Raw genomic sequence first — 16806 nt, forward strand, 5'->3', positions numbered from 1 at the left:
TCACCATGGCTACCTGCAGACTCAATCGATTAAAAACCGTGATCCTGCCACTGTTCATCCTGATGGTGTCCGGCACCCCTGCTATCGGGTCTGACCGCAACGAACCGATCCGCCCTCTACCCTTGACGATCGATCTGAATCCCGACAAGGTCGCACTGGGGGATCTCCTGTTCCACGACACACGCTTCTCCGGCAACAACACCATCAGCTGCGCCCACTGCCACAATCTGGCTACCGGCGGCACCGACCATCGCGCCACATCTTCCGGCATCAACGGTCAGCTGGGCGGAATCAAGGCCCCCACGGTCTTCAACAGCGGCTTCCACTTTGTCCAGTTCTGGGATGGGCGCGCCGCTACCTTGGAGGAGCAGATAGAGGGACCGGTGCATAATCCGCTGGAGATGGGTAGCAGCTGGCCGAATGTGATCAAAAAACTGCAGGCCGACCCCAAACTATCGCGCACATTCAAGAAGAGCTACCCCGACGGCATCACCTCAGCCAACATCAAAGATGCCATTGCCACCTTTGAACGCTCGCTGATCACATTCAACTCCCGCTTCGACCAGTGGCTACGCGGTGATGAGAAGGCATTGAGTGAACAGGAGTTACAAGGCTATCTGCTGTTCAAAGACTACGGCTGCATCAGCTGTCACCAAGGCATGAACGTCGGCGGTAACATGTATGGCTACATGGGGGCGATGGGGGACTACTTTGCCGACCGCGGCACACCACTTACCCAGGCAGACATGGGGCGTTTCAATATCACCGGCCTGGAGGAGGACAAACACCTGTTCCGGGTGCCCTGTCTGCGGCTGGCAGCGATCAACCCACCCTATTTCCATGATGGCAGCGCCAAGACCCTGGAGGAGGCGGTCAGGATCATGGGGCTCTACCAGCTGGGTCGGGAGATCCCGCCAAAGGATGTGCAGGCAATCGTTGCCTTTCTCCACACCCTGGTGGGCAACCACCCCAGGTTGCACCCATGATGCCAGTTCGTCCTGCTTCACGCTGGATGCTGGCGGGCCTGCTGATCATCGCAAGCATCCTTATCTTCTATGCCGCCAGCTGGAACGGCGGCGCCCAGCACCATGCCCAGCAATCTAATATGCTGCTGGAATTGAAGGAGCTCGATGCCCGTCTCGATCGGGATGTTTTGCGGATCACCTCCTTCCTGTTGGTTCAGTATGATCCCCTGGTGGAGACCACCAACCGACTGCGCCGTCTCAAGGAGAGACTCGGGTCACCATCGAAAGGCTTCTACGGCAGCATGGATAAGCTGGTGGATAGCGCCCTCGACGCCTATTGGGAGTCGATGCAGGAGAAGCTGCAACTACTTGAGCGTATCAAGTCAGAGGCCGCCGTGGTGCGCAACGGCATTCACTATCTGCCGCTGGCGGCCAAAGGCTTGGAGGCCACCAATAGCAAGCACTACCAGGAGGTTCTGCAGCTGCTCAACCAGCTCTACATCTACTACCTCATCTCCAGCACGACCCGGCTACAGCAGATCGAGCAGCAGATCGACAGGCTGCAACAGCAGGCAGAAACCCAGGGGGAGCCGCAAAAAGTCCTGCGCAACATTCTGTTTCACATGAGTGCCATCCTCAAGGGACTGTCACGACTCAACCGTTTGAAACAACGCTTCATCGCCATCCAGACTCAGCAGCGCTTTGACTATCTGCACGATGTCTATGAACTACATCGCACCGGCGACCGACGACACACTCAGCAGATCAGCATGCTGCTGGCGCTGGCGCTAACCGTGCTACTGACCAGCCTGTGGTGGCTGCTGAGCAAACTTGAACGGGCCCGGCTGACCGCAGAGACCGCGCTGAAGCGTCTGCACGATGGCGTCGAGAGTCTCTCCGAGGCATTCGCCCTGTTCGACGCTAAAGGACGACTGGTGCTGCACAATCAACGCTACCGTATGTTCTACCCTTGGCTTGGCAAACAGCTCACCCAAGGTCTGGCACTAACCACCATCCAGGAGCAGAACGGTTCGCAGTTACAACAGGCCGATATGGATGGCCAGGCCATCCATGAACAGCTGCCGCTCCATCTCTTCATGGAGCGCCTGGATCAGGGGAAATGGTATCTGGCGAGCAACAATCCCACCTCGGAGGGGGGGCTGGTCTGTGTACGCACCGACATCACAGAAACGAAAAGAGCCGAGCTGGAGCTGCGCAAGCTGAGCCGCGCCCTGGAGCAGAGCCCTGCATCGGTCCTGATCACCGATACCGAGGGCACCATCGAGTACGTCAACCCCAAGTTCGAACAGATATCCGGCTACTCCTCTGAGGAGGCGATCGGAAAGAACCCGAGGATACTCAAGAGCGGTGACAAATCCCGCGAGGATTACAAAGAGCTCTGGGAGACCATCAAAGCCGGTCGGGAGTGGCGTGGCGCCTTTCATAACAAACGCAAGGACGGCACAATTTATTGGGAGTCCGCGTCAATCTCTCCACTACGTAACGAGGGGGGTGAGATCACCCACTTCATCGCCGTCAAAGAGGACATCACCGCCCAAAAACGCGCTGAAGAGCAGTTGCGCATGAATGCCACGGTCTTCGAAACCACCACAGAAGGCATCATGGTCACCGATGCCGACAACCGCATCAAGACCGTCAACCCGGCATTTACCCGTATCACCGGCTATCAAGCAGAAGAGGTCATCGGGCGAAACCCGCGCCTGCTCAGCTCAGGCCGCCACGACCAGGCGTTCTACAGGGCGATGTGGGCCTCGGTCAAACAGCAGGGATCCTGGTCGGGAGAAGTCTGGAACCGGCGCAAGGATGGCAGCATCTACCCAGAGTGGCTCTCGGTCGCCGCCATCCGTACCGAACAAGGAGCGGTCTCGGAATACATCGCAGTCTTCTCCGACATCACCCAGCGCAAGGAGAGCGAACAGCAGATCCGCTTCCAGGCCAACTACGACGCCCTCACCGGTCTGCCCAACCGCTCGCTGCTGCTCGACCGGCTCACCCATGCCATCAATTCGGCCGAACGTGAAGCGTGGGAACTGGCACTACTGTTCGTCGACCTGGACCAGTTCAAGATCGTCAACGACACCTTTGGCCATGTCATGGGCGATGAACTGCTGCAACATGCCGCTGAACGTCTGAAATCCTGCGTGCGGGAGAGCGACACGGTGGCGCGCTTCGGCGGTGACGAGTTTATCATCCTGCTGCAGGACATCTCTGGGGCCGACGATGCCGCCCAAATTGCCGACAAGGTCATCGAAAAGCTCTCCCGCTACTTTCTGCTGGCCAGTCGTGAGGTCATCATCGGCGCCAGCATCGGCATCACCCTGTTCCCCGATGATGCCAGCGACTCCGACACCCTGCTACGCAACGCCGACATGGCGATGTATCGCGCCAAGGAGACCGGCCGCAACCGCTACCAGTTCTTCACCACGGCGATGCAGGAGCAGGTCAGCATCCGTCAGCATCTGGAACAGGATCTACGCGGAGCCCCGGAGCGGAACGAGCTGGAGTTGCACTATCAGCCGGTGGTGAGTGCCACAGATGGCAGACTGGTCAGCATGGAGGCGCTACTGCGCTGGCACCATCCCGATCAGGGGCTGATCCCACCCGACCAGTTCATCCCTCTAGCTGAAGAGACCGGGCTGATCGGCCCGATCGGCGTATGGGTAATGAGCACCGCCTGCCGCCAGGCAGCGCTCTGGCAGGCCCAGCAGCCGGGCTTGAAGATCGCGGTCAATATCTCCAGCCGCCAGCGGGAGCTGGGGCTCTCCGCCAACCTACTCGAATTGATCCTGCAGGAGACCGGCCTCGACAGCAGCCTGTTGACCCTGGAGATGACCGAGAGCCTGTTGATGGAGGATACCGAAGAGGCAGTCACCTGGCTGGAGTCGTTCAAGGCACTGGGGGTGGCGCTGGCGATCGACGACTTCGGCACCGGTTACTCCTCACTCAGTTATCTGAAGCGTTTCCCGGTGGATGTCCTGAAGATCGACCGCGCTTTTGTCAGCGACCTACCCGATGACCAGGAGGATGCCTCGCTGGTGGAGGCGATCGTCGCCATCGCCCAGAGCCTGGAGCTGAAACTGATCGCGGAGGGGGTCGAAACCGCTGAACAGGCCAAGTTCCTTGACGATATTGGCTGTGACTATCTGCAGGGCTACCACTTCAGCAAGCCAAAACCCGCCAGCGAATTCACTGAGCAGCTGGCCGGGGAGTCCACTTGAGCACCCACCTGTTTATATCGACAACACAGGGTTACAGACCTGAAAAGAGTGCTTGAACGGGCCGAGCTGCCGCAGTCTTTCTAACAGCCTCTGCTGCTTGGCTTCAGTGAACAGGGCCGGATCCAGGGTGGTGCGGATCTGATGCGGCAGGCCGCTCTCGATTACCAGAGCTGCACTCTCCCAAGCCCGCTCACCACTCTGCCTGACCCCGGTCAGTCCAGCATAATCTTCCGGCAAGGCCTTGATATCCAGCCCGATCCAGTCGAGCAGCGGCAGCAGTTCCCGCAGCCGTTCAGGATAGGGGCCAGCGCTATGCAGCCCCACCTTGAAGCCCATCGCCTTCACCTGCCCAATAGCATCCGGCAGCCCCCGCTGCAGGGTCGGTTCGCCACCACTGAAGACCACCGCATCCAGCAGGCCCCGGCGGGTCTGCAAAAAGGCGAGAATCTGATCCCAGGGGATCTGCTGCTCGCTCTGGCGTGGCAGAAGGTCCGGGTTGTGGCAGTAGTGGCAGCGCCAGGGGCAGCCCTGACAGAAGATCACCGCCGCCAGCTCCCCCGGGTAGTCCACGGTGGTGAGCGGCGTCAAGCCGCCCACCCGGAGGGTGAGTTCAGATCCGGACATCAGCTGTTTGTTGCGGTTGCTCCCGGAAACAGACACGGTCGGCATGTTCCGACTTTTTGCCCGGGTTGAAGGCGGCTACTGGACGGTGGTAGCCCATGACTCGGGTCCAGACTTCGCAGCGGGTTCTCTCTTCGTCTTTCAGTTCGATCTTATTGATGGACATGGCTATGTTGCTCCTGTTGTTTGTGGGCGATCGCCTCCTCGTCGCACTTCGGGCAGAACTCGTGTTCGCCGCTGAGGTAACCGTGGGTCGGGCAGATCGAGAAGGTCGGTGTGATGGTGATGTAAGGCAAGCGGAACCGCTCCAGGGAACGCCGCACCAGTCGCCGGCATGCCTCGGTGCTGCTGATGCGCTCGTTCATGTAGAGATGCAGCACGGTGCCGCCGGTATATTTCTGCTGTAGCGGCTCCTGGCGGGCCAGCGCCTCGAAAGGATCGTCGGTGAAGCCCACCGGCAGCTGCGACGAGTTGGTGTAGTAGGGGCGCTCCGGGGTGCCGGCCTGCAGGATCTCGGGCCAGCGTTTGCGGTCCTCTTTGGCAAACCGGTAGGTGGTGCCCTCCGCCGGGGTTGCCTCCAAGTTGTACATGTTGCCGCTCTGCTCCTGGAACTCGACCATGCGCTCCCGGATATGGTCGAGGAAACGGATGGCGAAAGCGCTGCCCGTTTCGCTGGTGATGTCGTGCTGATCAGCGCTGAAGTTGCGGATCATCTCGTTGATACCGTTCACCCCGATGGTGGAGAAGTGGTTGCGCAGAGTGCCCAGATAGCGCTTGGTATAGGGAAAGAGACCGGCGTCCATGTGGCGCTGGATTACCTTGCGTTTGATATCCAGACTGGAGCGGGCGAGGCGAAGCAGTTCGTCGAGCCGCTGCATTAGTGCGGCTTCATCCCCTTTGTAGAGGTATCCCAGGCGCGCGCAGTTGATGGTGACCACCCCCAGCGAGCCAGTCTGCTCCGCCGAGCCGAACAAGCCATTGCCTCTCTTCAGCAGTTCGCGCAGGTCGAGCTGCAGGCGGCAGCACATGGAGCGCACCATGTTCGGTTTCAACTCAGAATTGAGGAAGTTCTGAAAGTAGGGCAGGCCATACTTGGCGGTCATTGCGAACAGCCGCTCGGCGTTTTCGCTCTGCCAGGGGAAGTCGGGGGTAATGTTGTAGGTGGGGATCGGGAAGGTGAAGACCCGCCCTTTGGCGTCACCCTTGGTCATTACCTCGATGTAGGCGCGGTTGATCAGATCCATCTCCGCCTGCAGATCACCGTAACTGAAGGGCTGCTCCTCACCGCCGATCACTGGCACCTGTTCTCGCAGATCCTCCGGGCAGACCCAGTCGAAGGTCAGGTTGGTGAAGGGGGTCTGGGTGCCCCAGCGCGATGGCACATTGAGGTTGTAGATCAGCTCCTGGATGTATTGTCGCACCTGCGCGTAACTGAGCTTGTCCTTGCGCACGAAGGGGGCCATGTAAGTATCGAAGGAGCTGAAGGCCTGCGCCCCGGCCCACTCGTTCTGCAGGGTGCCGAGAAAGTTGACGATCTGCCCCACGGCGGAAGACATGTGTTTCGGCGGTCCCGCCTCCACCTTGCCCGGCACCCCATTGAGCCCTTCGTGGAGCAGGGTGCGCAGCGACCAACCGGCGCAGTAGCCGGCCAGCATGTCGAGGTCATGGATATGGATATCCCCCTCGCGGTGCGCCTCTCCCGCCTCAGGCGGATAGACATGATTGAGCCAGTAGTTAGCGATCATCTTGCCCGAGCTGTTGAGGATCAACCCACCCAGAGAGTAGCCCTGATTGGCGTTGGCATTGACCCGCCAGTCGGCCTGATCCAGATATTCGTTCACCGAAGCTGAGACATCCACCAGGGTTCGGCGGTCTTCACGCAGCTTCTTGTGCTGCTCACGATAGACGATGTAGGCGCGGGCAGTCTTCAGATGGTTAGAGCTGATCAGCACCTGCTCGACGATATCCTGGATACGCTCGATATCGGGCACATGCTCACGGTACCCGGTGTGGGTCAGCACCTTCAACACTTGGGCAGTGAGCAGCTGCGCCTCAGCATCTTCATACTCGCCACTGGCCTGACCGGCCAAGCGGATCGCCGTTCTGATCTTGTCGAGATCAAAATCGACCTCGCTACCGTCGCGCTTGCGTACCTTGGTCGGTAAGTAGAGCGGGCTGTTGGCGATGCCTGCGGTCATCTTCCATCTCCTCAAATAACAGTTGTAAAACACAATATATAGACAATTATTGCATTTTGACCACAACATATTGTGTGAGATTTATCATGATGCCCATCCAGCAGGTTCACCGGCTGTCCCTGGCAGATCACTCAGCAGGGACAGCCCGGCCCGCCGGCTGAAGCTCCCTGACTGGCTGCTGCTAGGCAGTGCGGTGATCACCGAGAGGTGTCTCGGAGCAGTGCTTCCAGGTGGATTTTGAGATGCGACACCCGCTGTGAGGTAAGACTTTCGGTTACAGCGGTCGGTTCAGGATCGGGGTGATTGAGAGCACCGGACAGGAAGCCACTGGCGGCAAGAGTCGATCCCAGAGTGATCGCACCGCCAGTGACGCTGCCATACGAATCATTCGCGAAACAGCGCCTCCAGCTCACTGTAACCCTTCTCGGCAAGCTGCTCTTTGGCGACGAACCGCAGTGAGGCGGAGTTGATGCAGTAGCGCTTGCCGGTGGGCTCAGGACCATCGTCGAACAGGTGACCAAGATGCGAGTCGCCATAGCGGCTGCGCACCTCAGTACGCGGGATAATTAGCTTGTAGTCCTGCTGCTCAACTATCGCGGCATCGTTGATCGGCCGGCTAAAGCTGGGCCAGCCGGTGCCGGAGTCATATTTGTCGCGGGAGGAGAAGAGCGGTTCGCCACTAACCCGGTCGACATAGATACCTTCGCGCTTCTCATCCCAGTACTCATTGTCAAAAGCCGGCTCGGTGCCCTCCTCCTGGGTTACTCTGAACTGTAGCGGCGTCAGCTGCTGGCGCAGTTCGGCCTGGTCCGGCTTGCGGTACTTCGAGTGGCTGCTAGTAATCGGGTGCAGCTCATCCCCCCACGTCTTGCGTAGAAACTGATCACGCCCCGAGCGGTAGCGATAGAACTTGTAGCGCAGCGAATTTTTCTTGTAGTAGTCCTGGTGGTAGGACTCAGCCGGCCAGAACCTAGAAGCGGCCTGCAGTTCGGTCACAATGGGGCGATCGAAGCGCCCCGAGCTGGCCAGCGCAGCACGGGACTTTTCCGCCGCGGCCTGCTGCTGCGGGTTGTGATAGAAGATCGCCGGACGATACTGCTCGCCCCTGTCGACAAACTGCCCGCCGCTGTCGGTCGGATCGATCTGTCGCCAGAACGCCTCCAGCAGCGTCTCATAGCTGATCCGCTGCGGATCGTAGTAGACCTGCACCGCCTCCAGATGGCCGGTACCACCAGCCGACACCGCTTCGTAACTTGGCTGATCGACACTACCGCCGGTGTAACCGGAGATCACCTCCTGCACCCCTTCCAGCTTCTCGAAATCCGATTCGACACACCAGAAACAGCCGCCGGCAAAGGTCGCCAGCTCCAGTTTGTCGTCCATCTTCTGCATCTCGAGCGGTTTTCCGGCGATCGACTCGGAACAGCCGTAGAGCAACGGGATCAGTATCATCATCCCATACAACAGTGCGCTTCTCATCATCTCTCCTCCTATGATGTGATTGGTCAGGATCTAGACAAAAGTATGGAAGCGGCAGATCGAGATGCCATCACGAATCATTCACATTTCTATCACACCACCCGCGGCCAATTAAGACAGGTTGGGCATGGATTAACGCTCTAAGGAGCCTCTGACTTGATCAGAGGCTCCCTAACGACTGGATAGAACTGCTGCAGTAGAGCCGCCCCGGCCCGGTATCGCGCTGCTGCATGGCGATGCAGCTCTGCCAATCGGCGATCGGGCGAATGGTGACGGCCTCGCTGTTGAAACGGATCAGGTAGAAGTGACGGGGCATACCAGATGATGTGGCGTGCCCAAACTCCGAAAACTGCAACTCACTGCTGATACAGCGGCTCTCGACGACAGGGATCTGTGCCGATAGAAAGATCCCCTTGACCAGCAACGCCTTCTGCTGACATTGGGCAAAGTTTTGTGTATTGACGAATGATGCGTTGATATCACCTGCTCCGTTACGGCTGAGCAACACCAATAGAAAAAGCGTTTTCATGGCCTGACTGCAGTGACGACCTGCGCTCCAATTGCGATGGGGGATTTTATAAGCATGGATGTTATTCCATTTTAAGCAGCCGAAAATCTTAACTTACCAGGATATTAACGGGGTAAAGCCACACCATCTTCCCGCTGGCTCTTGTAGAATCCGGGAATGCCACAGCACTCACTCCAGCCAAACCGCCGCCTCTCCATCGCCCCGATGATGGACTACACTGACCGCCTGTTCCGCTACTTTGCCCGGCTGATCAGCCGTCACACCCTGCTCTATACCGAGATGATCACCACTGGCGCGCTGCTGCACGGCGATGCAGAGCGGTTCCTCGAGTTCGATATCAGCGAGCACCCGGTGGCGATTCAGCTCGGCGGCAGCAACCCGGCGGAGCTGGCCGAGGCAGCGCGGTTGGCCGAGACGGCGGGCTACGACGAGGTCAACCTCAATGTCGGCTGCCCTTCAGATCGGGTACAAAACGGCATGATCGGCGCCTGCCTGATGGCCCATCCTGAGCTGGTGGCCGACTGTGTACGGGCGATGAAGGAGGCGGTCTCCACCCCGGTCACCGTGAAGACGCGCATCGGCATCGATGACAACGACAGCTACGCCGCCCTACAGGGATTCGTCGCAGCTCAGATCGGAGCGGGATGCGACCACTTCATCATCCACGCCCGCAAGGCCTGGCTGCAGGGGCTGAGCCCGAAAGAGAACCGCGAGGTGCCACCGTTGCGCTACGAAATAGTGCAACAATTGAAGCAAGACTTCCCCAAGATGGGCTTTACCATCAACGGCGGCATCCAGACTCTGACGCTGGCCGAGCTGCTGCTGCAGGGGCTCGACGGCGTGATGATCGGTCGCGAGGCCTACCACAACCCTTGGATCCTGGCCGAAGCAGACCGCCGCATCTACGGCGACGACCAGCCACAACCGAGCCGTCATCAAGTGCTGGAGCAGTTCATGCCGTTTGTTGAGCAACAGCTGCAACGCGGCATCCCGCTCAACCGCATCACCCGCCATATCCTCGGCCTATTCCACGGCTGCCCCGGCGCGCGGGCCTGGCGACGTCTGCTCAGCGAGCAGGCCCACCAGCCAGGGGCTGGCGCCGCGCTGATCGCCGAGGCGGCAGCGCTGGTCCACTGCCCAAACTGATCGCACACAGGCATCAACTCGATGGAGTGGCTCCCCCTCACCCTGCTCTGCGCCTTCGCCCTCGCCTCAGCGGACGCCCTGACCAAGGCGCGCTTGGGCGGTTTTTCGGCGCGCGAGCTGGCCTTCATTCGCCTCTTCCTGGCCGGGCTGCTGGTCTCGCCGCTGTTGCTGCTGCAGCCGTTCCCCGCGCTACCACCGGCCTTCTGGGGCTGGGTGCTGGCGGCGGTGCCGCTGGAGATCCTTGCCATGCTGCTCTACATGAAGGCGATCCGCGACTACCCGCTGTCACTGACCCTGCCCTACCTCGCCTTCACGCCGGTGTTTGTAATCCTAGTGGGCTATCTGCTGCTTGGCGAACGAGTCTCCGGCCAGGGTCTTCTGGGCATCCTGCTGGTGGTGGCGGGGGCCTGGCTGCTCAACTTCGACGAGGCCGACGGCAAGGACTGGCGCAGCTGGCTGGAGCCGCTACGGGCGATCCTGCGCCAGACTGGCTCGCTGCTGATGCTGGTGGTCGCCTTCATCTACAGCTTCACCGCGGTAACCGGCAAAGGAGCGATGCAGTACATGGAACCGGAGTTGTTCGGCCCCTTCTATTTTGTGCTGGTGGGGCTGGCGCTGCTGCCGCTGCTGGGACTGAAGGCGCGCTCCACCCTGCGCCGGATCCGCCGCCAGCTGTGGCCGGTGCTGCTCACCGCCGGGCTGATGGCGCTGATGCTGGTGACCCACTTCCTCGCTCTGCAGCAGGTGGAGACTGCCTACATGATCGCGGTGAAGCGCACCAGTCTACTGTTTGGCATCCTCTACGGCGCCTGGATCTTCCGCGAAACCGGACTCGGCCACCATCTGTTGGCAGGCACGGTGATGGTCGCTGGGGTGGCCCTGATCGTGCTTGGCTGAGGCGAATCAGCTGAGATCCTTGAGGATCGATTCCAGCTCCGCCTCCACCAACAACAGCAGCCTCTCTACCGGCATCCGCCCATCCACCTCGGCGACCTGCTCTGCACTCTGGCGGATACGCGCCAGACCGGAGCGCATCGCACTCTCAAGCTGCTGGCGCTGCAACTGGCCCTGTGGCTTCTCCGACCGCGGCGCTGCATTATCGAGCAGCTCCACCTCCGCCGACTTCCTCATCAACTGATTGTTCTGGCTGCCCTCTTCCCGGGCGGTGAGCGGCCCACTCTTGGTGAAGACTCGGCCCTGAAAGCGAAACCGCTGACCCATTGCCAATTGGGGAAAACGCATGAATAGTGCTCCTGATCTGGTTGGGACTGCGCCCCGATTAATCCGAATCTCGATTCAGCTGCTCGGTGATCCGCTGCAGCAACCCCTCTGGTGGGAACTGTCGGCTGTAAATCACCAGCGCAGAGCGGAGCTCGGCGGCGTCGAGAGGCTCAGCGCTGGCACATTGCGACTGCAGCACCGCCAGATCGGCCTCCGAAACATCCTCTCCCTGACGCTGGCGCTCGACGATGCGCCGCTGCAACAGCTCGAGCGGAGCCTGCAGGTCAAGCAGCAGGAACGGCACACCGAGCCGCCCGGCCAGCTGCCGAAAGTGTTCACGCCGCTCACGCTGCAGGAAGGTCGCATCGACGATGACACTGTAGCCGGCCCTGACGATCACCTCCGCCAGCTGCGCCAGCCGCACATAGGTCGCCTCCCCCGCGGCTTCTGTGTAGATCCCCCCGGCCAGTCCCGAGCCACTGTGTTCAGCAGGCTGCAGCCCGTACAGCCGCTTGCGCTCCAGATCGGAGCGCAGCCGGATCGCTGGCCAATGCTGCACCAGCCACCCGCTGAAGTGGCTCTTACCCGAGCCCGACAGGCCGTGGCTGATCATCAACAACGGTTTGGCAGGCTGGCAGAGCCGCTCCGCCAGCTCGAGATAGCTCTCGAATTCTGCCCGGCTCTGCTGCCAATCAGCCGCCCCCGGTCGCTCCTGGGCGAGCCGTAGCGTGGTCACCTTGGCCCGTACCATGGCGCGATAGACCAGATAGAGTCGCAACAGGGGCAGCGCCTGATAGTCGCCGGTCTCAGCCAGATAGCAGTCGAGACAGGCCGCCGCCTCACCCTGCAGCCCCTTGTGGTGCAGATCCATCAACAGAAAGGCTAGATCACTGAGGCTGTCGATCCAGCGCAGCGCGGGGTTGAACTCGATACCGTCAAAGATGCAAAGCTGGCCGCGAAAACGGGTGATGTTGCCCAGGTGCAGGTCACCGTGGCACTCGCGGATATGGCCGTCGGCGCGGCGCTGCTGCAACTCAGGCCGCAGCTGCTGCAGCTGCTCCCCGGTCCACGCCCGCAGCCGATCGAGCCGCTGCGCCAGTGGCGCGGCATCGAGCACAGAGCAGATCTGTTCAAAGTTCTCCAACATCGGCTGCGCCACCCGCTCGGGGGTGCCGTAAGCGGTGTGCGGATCACAGGGGGGAAGCTGCTGGTGAAACGCCGCCAGCTCTCGCGCCAGCAGCTCGCAGAGCGCCAGGTCGGGCAGCTGCCGGTCGAGCAGCTCCGATTGCTCGAAGCGACGCATCTTCACCGCGTACTCCAGCACCGCTCCGTCGCCATCAAAGTGTGGCTGCTCCGGCGTGCCACGGATAGCGACAACCGCCAGGTAGAGCTGCGGCGCGAGGCGACGGTTGAGGCGCAGCTCCTCCTCACAGAAATGGTGGCGGCGCTGCAGGGTTGAGAAGTCAAGGAAGCCGAAGTCGACCGGCTTTTTGATCTTGTAGGCGAACGCCCCGGCCAGCAGCAGGTGGGAGATGTGGGTCTCGATATGTTCGACCTGCCCTACCGGATGGGGGTAGGCCGCTGGCTGCTGCAGCGCCTCAATGAGCCTTGCTTGTGTGTCGAGCTGCTGTGACATTGCCTCACCCTTGACTTGAATATTAGATCACTCTAATATTTCGCGCTTTCCTGCCGCGGTGTAATTCGATGCGGCACCACTATCTTTTTTCGGAGAGAGATTATGAACATCGATCGCATCGTACTCGCATTCGCCGGTTTCGCTATCCTGCTCAGCCTGGCGCTGGGCGTGGCAGAAAGCCCGATCTTCCATTCCGGTTACTGGCTCTACTTCACCGCGTTTGTCGGCCTCAACCTGTTGCAGTCCGCCTTCACCGGTTTCTGCCCGCTGGCCAGCATGCTGCGCGGTATGGGCAAGAGCAGCGGTTCTGCGTTCTAAAGAGCCTCTGGCCTGATCTCATCCCGACTGGCAACCTCAGCTCGGGATGAGAGATACAGCTGCATAAAGCCCGATCGCGGGCACACTTTTTGGAATCCAGCCCTGCAGATGGTTGGCAAATGACATGGACGCCACACAGAGTTGGTCCCCCAACAGCATCTAACTCCCGCAACTGAGCTGGCGGGGGATCTGCCTCTGTTTTCCCCACTTACTCCTCGAAATCCACCGGTTCCGCCTTCAGATCATGGGCGGTGGCGCCGGTAATCCTCACCTCAATGAACTCACCCGGATCCAGCTCCCAACTGCCGGGAATAATCACCCGACCATCAATCTCCGGCGCATCCCCCGGGCCGCGGGCGACCAGCTGCTTCTCGTTCACCTCATCCACCAGCACGATCATCTCCGAGCCGATCTTGGCGGCGAGCCGTTCGGCACTGATCGCCGACTGCACCTCCATGAAGCGGGCGCGGCGCTGTTCGCGGATCTCATCCGGCAGGGCGCCAGGCAGCTGGTTGGCGGTGGCCCCCGCCACCGGCGAGTAGGCGAAACAGCCGACCCGGTCGAGCTGGGCCTCACGCAGGAACGCGAGCAGCTCCTCGAACTCCGCCTCGGTCTCGCCGGGGAAGCCGACGATGAAGGTGCTGCGCAACACCAGCTCGGGGCACTCGGCGCGCCAGCGCTGGATCCGCTGCAGCACCCGCTCCTTGGCCGCCGGCCGCTTCATCGCCTGCAGCACCCGCTGGTTGGCGTGCTGCAGCGGCATGTCGAGATAGGGCAAGATATGCCCCTCCGCCATCAGCGGGATCAGATCATCTACGTGGGGATAGGGATAGACATAGTGCAGCCGCACCCAGGCGGGCAGCTCACCCAGGGCAGCGGCCAGATCACGTATGCGGGTGGTCAGTGGCCGGCCCTGCCAGAAATCGGGCCGGTATTTGGTGTCGAGGCCGTAGGCGCTGGTGTCCTGGGAGACCACCAGCAGCTCGCGCACCCCCGCCTCCACCAGCCGCTGCGCCTCTCCCATCACCTCGGCCAGCGGCCGGCTTACCAGATCACCACGCAGCTGCGGGATGATGCAGAAGCTGCAGCGGTGGTTGCACCCCTCGGAGATCTTCAGATAGGCGTAGTGGCGCGGCGTCAGCTTGACCCCGCTGGAGGGCAGCAGGTTGGCGAAGGGCTCATGGGGGCGCGGCAGCTCGGCGTGGATCGCCTCCAACACCGCGTCGTAGGTGTGCGCCCCGGTCACTGCCAGCACCTGCGGATGAGCGGCGCGGATGCGTGCCTCGTCGCCACCGAGACAGCCGGTGACAATGACCCGGCCATTCTCTCGCAGCGCCTCACCGATCGCGTCAAGGGACTCCTCCACCGCCGCATCGATAAAGCCACAGGTGTTCACCACCACCAGGTCGGCGCCATCGTAGCTGGGGGAGATCTGGTAGCCCTCGGCGCGCAGGCGGCTGAGGATGACCTCGGAATCGACCAGGTTTTTCGGGCAGCCGAGGCTGACAAAGCCAATCTGGGGTTCTTTCTGCATGGGAGGCTGCCTCAGTAGTTGAGACGGAAGAGTTCTTTACGGTAGTGGATCACCCGCTCATCCTGCGGATCGAGCAGTGCCAGCACCGCCTGCATCCCCTTGCGGGCGATGCCGTTGCGAAAGTTGGGGTGGCTGCGGGAGAGTGCCAGCAGGCGTTCCAGCGCCGCTTCGAGCTGCTCCTCGTGGAGCTCCAGGGCCGCCAGCTGATAGTGGATTTCGGGGTTATCTGGGTCGTGCTGCAGGCTTGCCTCAAGCCGCTCTTTTGGCGCTGCCTTAGCTGCGGTCAACATGAAATCGAGGTGGGCCAGCGGTTGGCTGATCTCCGCCTCTTTCTGCGCGGCCTCCGGCAGTGCACTAAGCAGTTGATGCGCTTCTTCAAGGCGCTGCTGGCGCATCAGGATCTTCGCCATCAGCGCTGGGTAGTCGAGTTTATCCGGCGCATCCACTGCCGCTTGAGCCAGCCGCTGCAGCGCCTGCTCCGGCTCGCCAGCCTGCCACAGGGCAATCGCCTGGCTGGCAGTCTGGTCGAGCTGTCTGCCTAGATGGCGGTCGATCATCCGCGGGTAGTCTGCCTCCGCCTGCATCCCCTGGTACTCTTCGACACACTCCCCTTTGAGAAAGAGTTTCAGCGAAGGCAGGGTGCGCACGCCGAAGCGGGCGGCCAGCGCCTTCTGCTCATCGGTGTTGACCGACACCAGCAGGAAGCGTCCGCGGTAACTGTTGGCCAGCCCTGTCAATAGTTTCTTCTGGCGATGCGACGGCCCCGCCCAGGGAGCCCAGAAGTCGACTACCACAAGCCCCTTCTTCGAATTCTCCAGCACCAGCCGGTCGAAATTGTCGCTGCTCGCCTCGAAGATAAAGGCACGATCGCTCATAAACTGAGCAGGTTCATCAGTGAGGCGGAGGAGGCGTCGCGGCCCATCTCAACGACGATGGTCTCATTTAGCTCCAGGTCGCCACTTGCCAGATGAGGAAAGAGCTGCTCCGAGATCTGCTGCACGATCAGCATGCCGGCCCGGTTCGGGTCATCCTCGGCGAGCTTGGCGATACCCTCATGCAGGCTCTTGAGATAATCCTGGAACTGCTGCCCCTGCGCCTGAGCATCAAGGGCGATGAATTCCGGCGTAAAATCGATGTGTAGTTCCCGGCCCGGCATCTCCGGCTGGTCCAGCACCCCTATCTTCAAAGGCCCTTCGATCAACATCGCATCAGATCCCCGTCTGTTTTAGATCGCACATGTTAATACGATCCCTCTGCGCAGAATAGTGCCACAAACCATGGGCTTATATTCAAAATGGGGGCATTGACGATAATCGTTGTGTGGCAGCAGGCAAGTGTGCAAGGATGCGACTAATCTGAAACGGAGTCTTCTGTATGGCCAGGAGTCACCGCTTATGTATTAATCGTTCCGAAAGTATTGGCAGTCTATTTTTGAACTTGCCAAAATATACTTTGTATCTGACATGCGGAAGAAACTCTTAATCAGCGAAGTGCGCTTCTGGATGCTACGTAGAATAGATGTCATGCATCGCTTCATGTCTTCCTTGTTGAAAATGGAGCACTTGCTTAATTGCGCCTTGGCATGATTCCAAACCTGCTCATCCGGGTTCAATTCAGGGGAGTAGGCGGGTAGAAACACAAGCTGAACCTCACCGTTTTGTTTTTCCACATAGCCCTGCGTTTCCTTGCTGTGGTGGTATCGAGCATTATCAAGAACAACCAGGATAGGCTTGCCGGCATCCTTATTAATCGTTCCGAAAGTATTGGCAGTCTATTTTTGAACTTGCCAAAATATACTTTGTATCTGACATGCGGAAGAAACTCTTAATCAGCGAAGTGCGCTTCTGGATGCTACGTAGAATAGATGTCATGCATCGCTTCATGTCTTCTATTCTACGTAGCATCCAGAAGCGCTCTTCC

16 protein-coding genes are annotated in these 16806 nt (G+C 60.2%); 5 read left to right on the forward strand and 11 right to left on the reverse strand.

Annotated features, from left to right (window positions below; all coding sequences use genetic code 11):
- Nucleotides 1–5 precede the first annotated feature (5 nt).
- Both Ga0074115_RS04705 and Ga0074115_RS04710 read left to right on the forward strand, forming a co-directional pair.
- Entirely contained in the window at nt 6–986 is a 981-nt protein-coding gene (locus Ga0074115_RS04705) for a cytochrome-c peroxidase (protein WP_060528259.1), read from the forward strand.
- A complete protein-coding gene (locus Ga0074115_RS04710) occupies nt 983–4204 on the forward strand; it encodes an EAL domain-containing protein (protein ID WP_060528260.1) in 3222 nt (1073 codons plus the stop codon). Before Ga0074115_RS04705 ends, Ga0074115_RS04710 begins: the two co-directional genes overlap by 4 nt.
- A 12-nt stretch (nt 4205–4216) precedes the next feature.
- On the opposite strand, the gene Ga0074115_RS04715 is transcribed toward Ga0074115_RS04710, so the two are convergent.
- From Ga0074115_RS04715 to Ga0074115_RS04730, 5 genes are all read right to left on the reverse strand, one after another.
- On the reverse strand, nt 4217–4828 hold the full coding sequence (locus Ga0074115_RS04715; protein WP_057956567.1) for an anaerobic ribonucleoside-triphosphate reductase activating protein: 612 nt from the start codon (nt 4826–4828) through the stop codon (nt 4217–4219).
- Nucleotides 4815–4991, reverse strand: coding sequence for an anaerobic ribonucleoside-triphosphate reductase (nrdD, locus tag Ga0074115_RS17055; protein ID WP_157292656.1), 177 nt, complete (start codon nt 4989–4991; stop codon nt 4815–4817). Before nrdD ends, Ga0074115_RS04715 begins: the two co-directional genes overlap by 14 nt.
- Nucleotides 4978–7023 (reverse strand): ribonucleoside triphosphate reductase, encoded by a 2046-nt coding sequence (locus tag Ga0074115_RS04720; protein ID WP_060528261.1) that lies wholly within the window; start codon nt 7021–7023, stop codon nt 4978–4980. The genes nrdD and Ga0074115_RS04720 overlap by 14 nt, the downstream gene beginning before the upstream one ends.
- Before the next feature lie 384 nt (nt 7024–7407).
- Nucleotides 7408–8502, reverse strand: coding sequence for a peptide-methionine (S)-S-oxide reductase MsrA (gene msrA, locus Ga0074115_RS04725; protein WP_082626895.1), 1095 nt, complete (start codon nt 8500–8502; stop codon nt 7408–7410).
- 160 nt (nt 8503–8662) lie between these two features.
- Nucleotides 8663–9031, reverse strand: a complete 369-nt coding sequence (locus Ga0074115_RS04730) for a hypothetical protein (RefSeq protein ID WP_057956867.1) — start codon at nt 9029–9031, stop codon at nt 8663–8665.
- 156 nt (nt 9032–9187) lie between these two features.
- Between Ga0074115_RS04730 and dusA the strand changes: the two genes are divergently transcribed.
- Both dusA and Ga0074115_RS04740 read left to right on the forward strand, forming a co-directional pair.
- Complete coding sequence (dusA, locus tag Ga0074115_RS04735; RefSeq protein ID WP_057956866.1) at nt 9188–10177, forward strand: tRNA dihydrouridine(20/20a) synthase DusA; 990 nt, start codon at nt 9188–9190, stop codon at nt 10175–10177.
- A 21-nt stretch (nt 10178–10198) separates the two neighbouring features.
- Nucleotides 10199–11074 (forward strand): DMT family transporter, encoded by an 876-nt coding sequence (locus tag Ga0074115_RS04740; protein ID WP_057956865.1) that lies wholly within the window; start codon nt 10199–10201, stop codon nt 11072–11074.
- 6 nt (nt 11075–11080) lie between these two features.
- Here the strand turns inward: Ga0074115_RS04740 and Ga0074115_RS04745 are convergent, their stop codons facing one another.
- Both Ga0074115_RS04745 and Ga0074115_RS04750 read right to left on the reverse strand, forming a co-directional pair.
- Nucleotides 11081–11419, reverse strand: a complete 339-nt coding sequence (locus Ga0074115_RS04745; RefSeq protein WP_057956864.1) for a hypothetical protein — start codon at nt 11417–11419, stop codon at nt 11081–11083.
- A gap of 37 nt (nt 11420–11456) precedes the next feature.
- Nucleotides 11457–13034, reverse strand: coding sequence for a bifunctional aminoglycoside phosphotransferase/ATP-binding protein (locus tag Ga0074115_RS04750; protein WP_057956863.1), 1578 nt, complete (start codon nt 13032–13034; stop codon nt 11457–11459).
- Nucleotides 13035–13136: 102 nt separating this feature from the next.
- Here Ga0074115_RS04750 and Ga0074115_RS04755 point away from each other — a divergent pair, with 102 nt between their 5' ends.
- Entirely contained in the window at nt 13137–13352 is a 216-nt protein-coding gene (locus Ga0074115_RS04755) for a YgaP family membrane protein (protein WP_057956862.1), read from the forward strand.
- 208 nt (nt 13353–13560) lie between these two features.
- Here Ga0074115_RS04755 and rimO read toward each other — a convergent pair whose 3' ends face one another.
- From rimO to Ga0074115_RS17230, 4 genes are all read right to left on the reverse strand, one after another.
- On the reverse strand, nt 13561–14886 hold the full coding sequence (gene rimO / locus Ga0074115_RS04760) for a 30S ribosomal protein S12 methylthiotransferase RimO (RefSeq protein ID WP_057956861.1): 1326 nt from the start codon (nt 14884–14886) through the stop codon (nt 13561–13563).
- An 11-nt stretch (nt 14887–14897) separates the two neighbouring features.
- On the reverse strand, nt 14898–15761 hold the full coding sequence (locus tag Ga0074115_RS04765; protein ID WP_057956860.1) for a tetratricopeptide repeat protein: 864 nt from the start codon (nt 15759–15761) through the stop codon (nt 14898–14900).
- On the reverse strand, nt 15758–16090 hold the full coding sequence (locus Ga0074115_RS04770; protein WP_057956859.1) for a hypothetical protein: 333 nt from the start codon (nt 16088–16090) through the stop codon (nt 15758–15760). Before Ga0074115_RS04770 ends, Ga0074115_RS04765 begins: the two co-directional genes overlap by 4 nt.
- A 195-nt stretch (nt 16091–16285) precedes the next feature.
- On the reverse strand, nt 16286–16636 hold the full coding sequence (locus Ga0074115_RS17230) for a transposase (RefSeq protein WP_087959731.1): 351 nt from the start codon (nt 16634–16636) through the stop codon (nt 16286–16288).
- Nucleotides 16637–16806: the final 170 nt, after the last annotated feature.

Origin of the sequence: endosymbiont of Ridgeia piscesae (genome assembly GCF_001443665.1) — a bacterium.
Lineage (GTDB): Bacteria > Pseudomonadota > Gammaproteobacteria > Chromatiales > Chromatiaceae > Endoriftia > Endoriftia persephonae.

Bases quoted from the DNA above. Each gene is read 5' to 3' on its own strand.
- Ga0074115_RS04705 (WP_060528259.1), top strand. From the start codon at position 6: ATGGCTACCTGCAGACTCAATCGATTAAAAACCGTGATCCTGCCACTG.
- Ga0074115_RS04710 (WP_060528260.1), top strand. From the start codon at position 983: ATGATGCCAGTTCGTCCTGCTTCACGCTGGATGCTGGCGGGCCTGCTG.
- Ga0074115_RS04715 (WP_057956567.1), bottom strand. From the start codon at position 4,828: ATGTCCGGATCTGAACTCACCCTCCGGGTGGGCGGCTTGACGCCGCTC.
- nrdD (WP_157292656.1), bottom strand. From the start codon at position 4,991: ATGTCCATCAATAAGATCGAACTGAAAGACGAAGAGAGAACCCGCTGC.
- Ga0074115_RS04720 (WP_060528261.1), bottom strand. From the start codon at position 7,023: ATGACCGCAGGCATCGCCAACAGCCCGCTCTACTTACCGACCAAGGTA.
- msrA (WP_082626895.1), bottom strand. From the start codon at position 8,502: ATGAGAAGCGCACTGTTGTATGGGATGATGATACTGATCCCGTTGCTC.
- Ga0074115_RS04730 (WP_057956867.1), bottom strand. From the start codon at position 9,031: ATGAAAACGCTTTTTCTATTGGTGTTGCTCAGCCGTAACGGAGCAGGT.
- dusA (WP_057956866.1), top strand. From the start codon at position 9,188: ATGCCACAGCACTCACTCCAGCCAAACCGCCGCCTCTCCATCGCCCCG.
- Ga0074115_RS04740 (WP_057956865.1), top strand. From the start codon at position 10,199: ATGGAGTGGCTCCCCCTCACCCTGCTCTGCGCCTTCGCCCTCGCCTCA.
- Ga0074115_RS04745 (WP_057956864.1), bottom strand. From the start codon at position 11,419: ATGCGTTTTCCCCAATTGGCAATGGGTCAGCGGTTTCGCTTTCAGGGC.
- Ga0074115_RS04750 (WP_057956863.1), bottom strand. From the start codon at position 13,034: ATGTCACAGCAGCTCGACACACAAGCAAGGCTCATTGAGGCGCTGCAG.
- Ga0074115_RS04755 (WP_057956862.1), top strand. From the start codon at position 13,137: ATGAACATCGATCGCATCGTACTCGCATTCGCCGGTTTCGCTATCCTG.
- rimO (WP_057956861.1), bottom strand. From the start codon at position 14,886: ATGCAGAAAGAACCCCAGATTGGCTTTGTCAGCCTCGGCTGCCCGAAA.
- Ga0074115_RS04765 (WP_057956860.1), bottom strand. From the start codon at position 15,761: ATGAGCGATCGTGCCTTTATCTTCGAGGCGAGCAGCGACAATTTCGAC.
- Ga0074115_RS04770 (WP_057956859.1), bottom strand. From the start codon at position 16,090: ATGTTGATCGAAGGGCCTTTGAAGATAGGGGTGCTGGACCAGCCGGAG.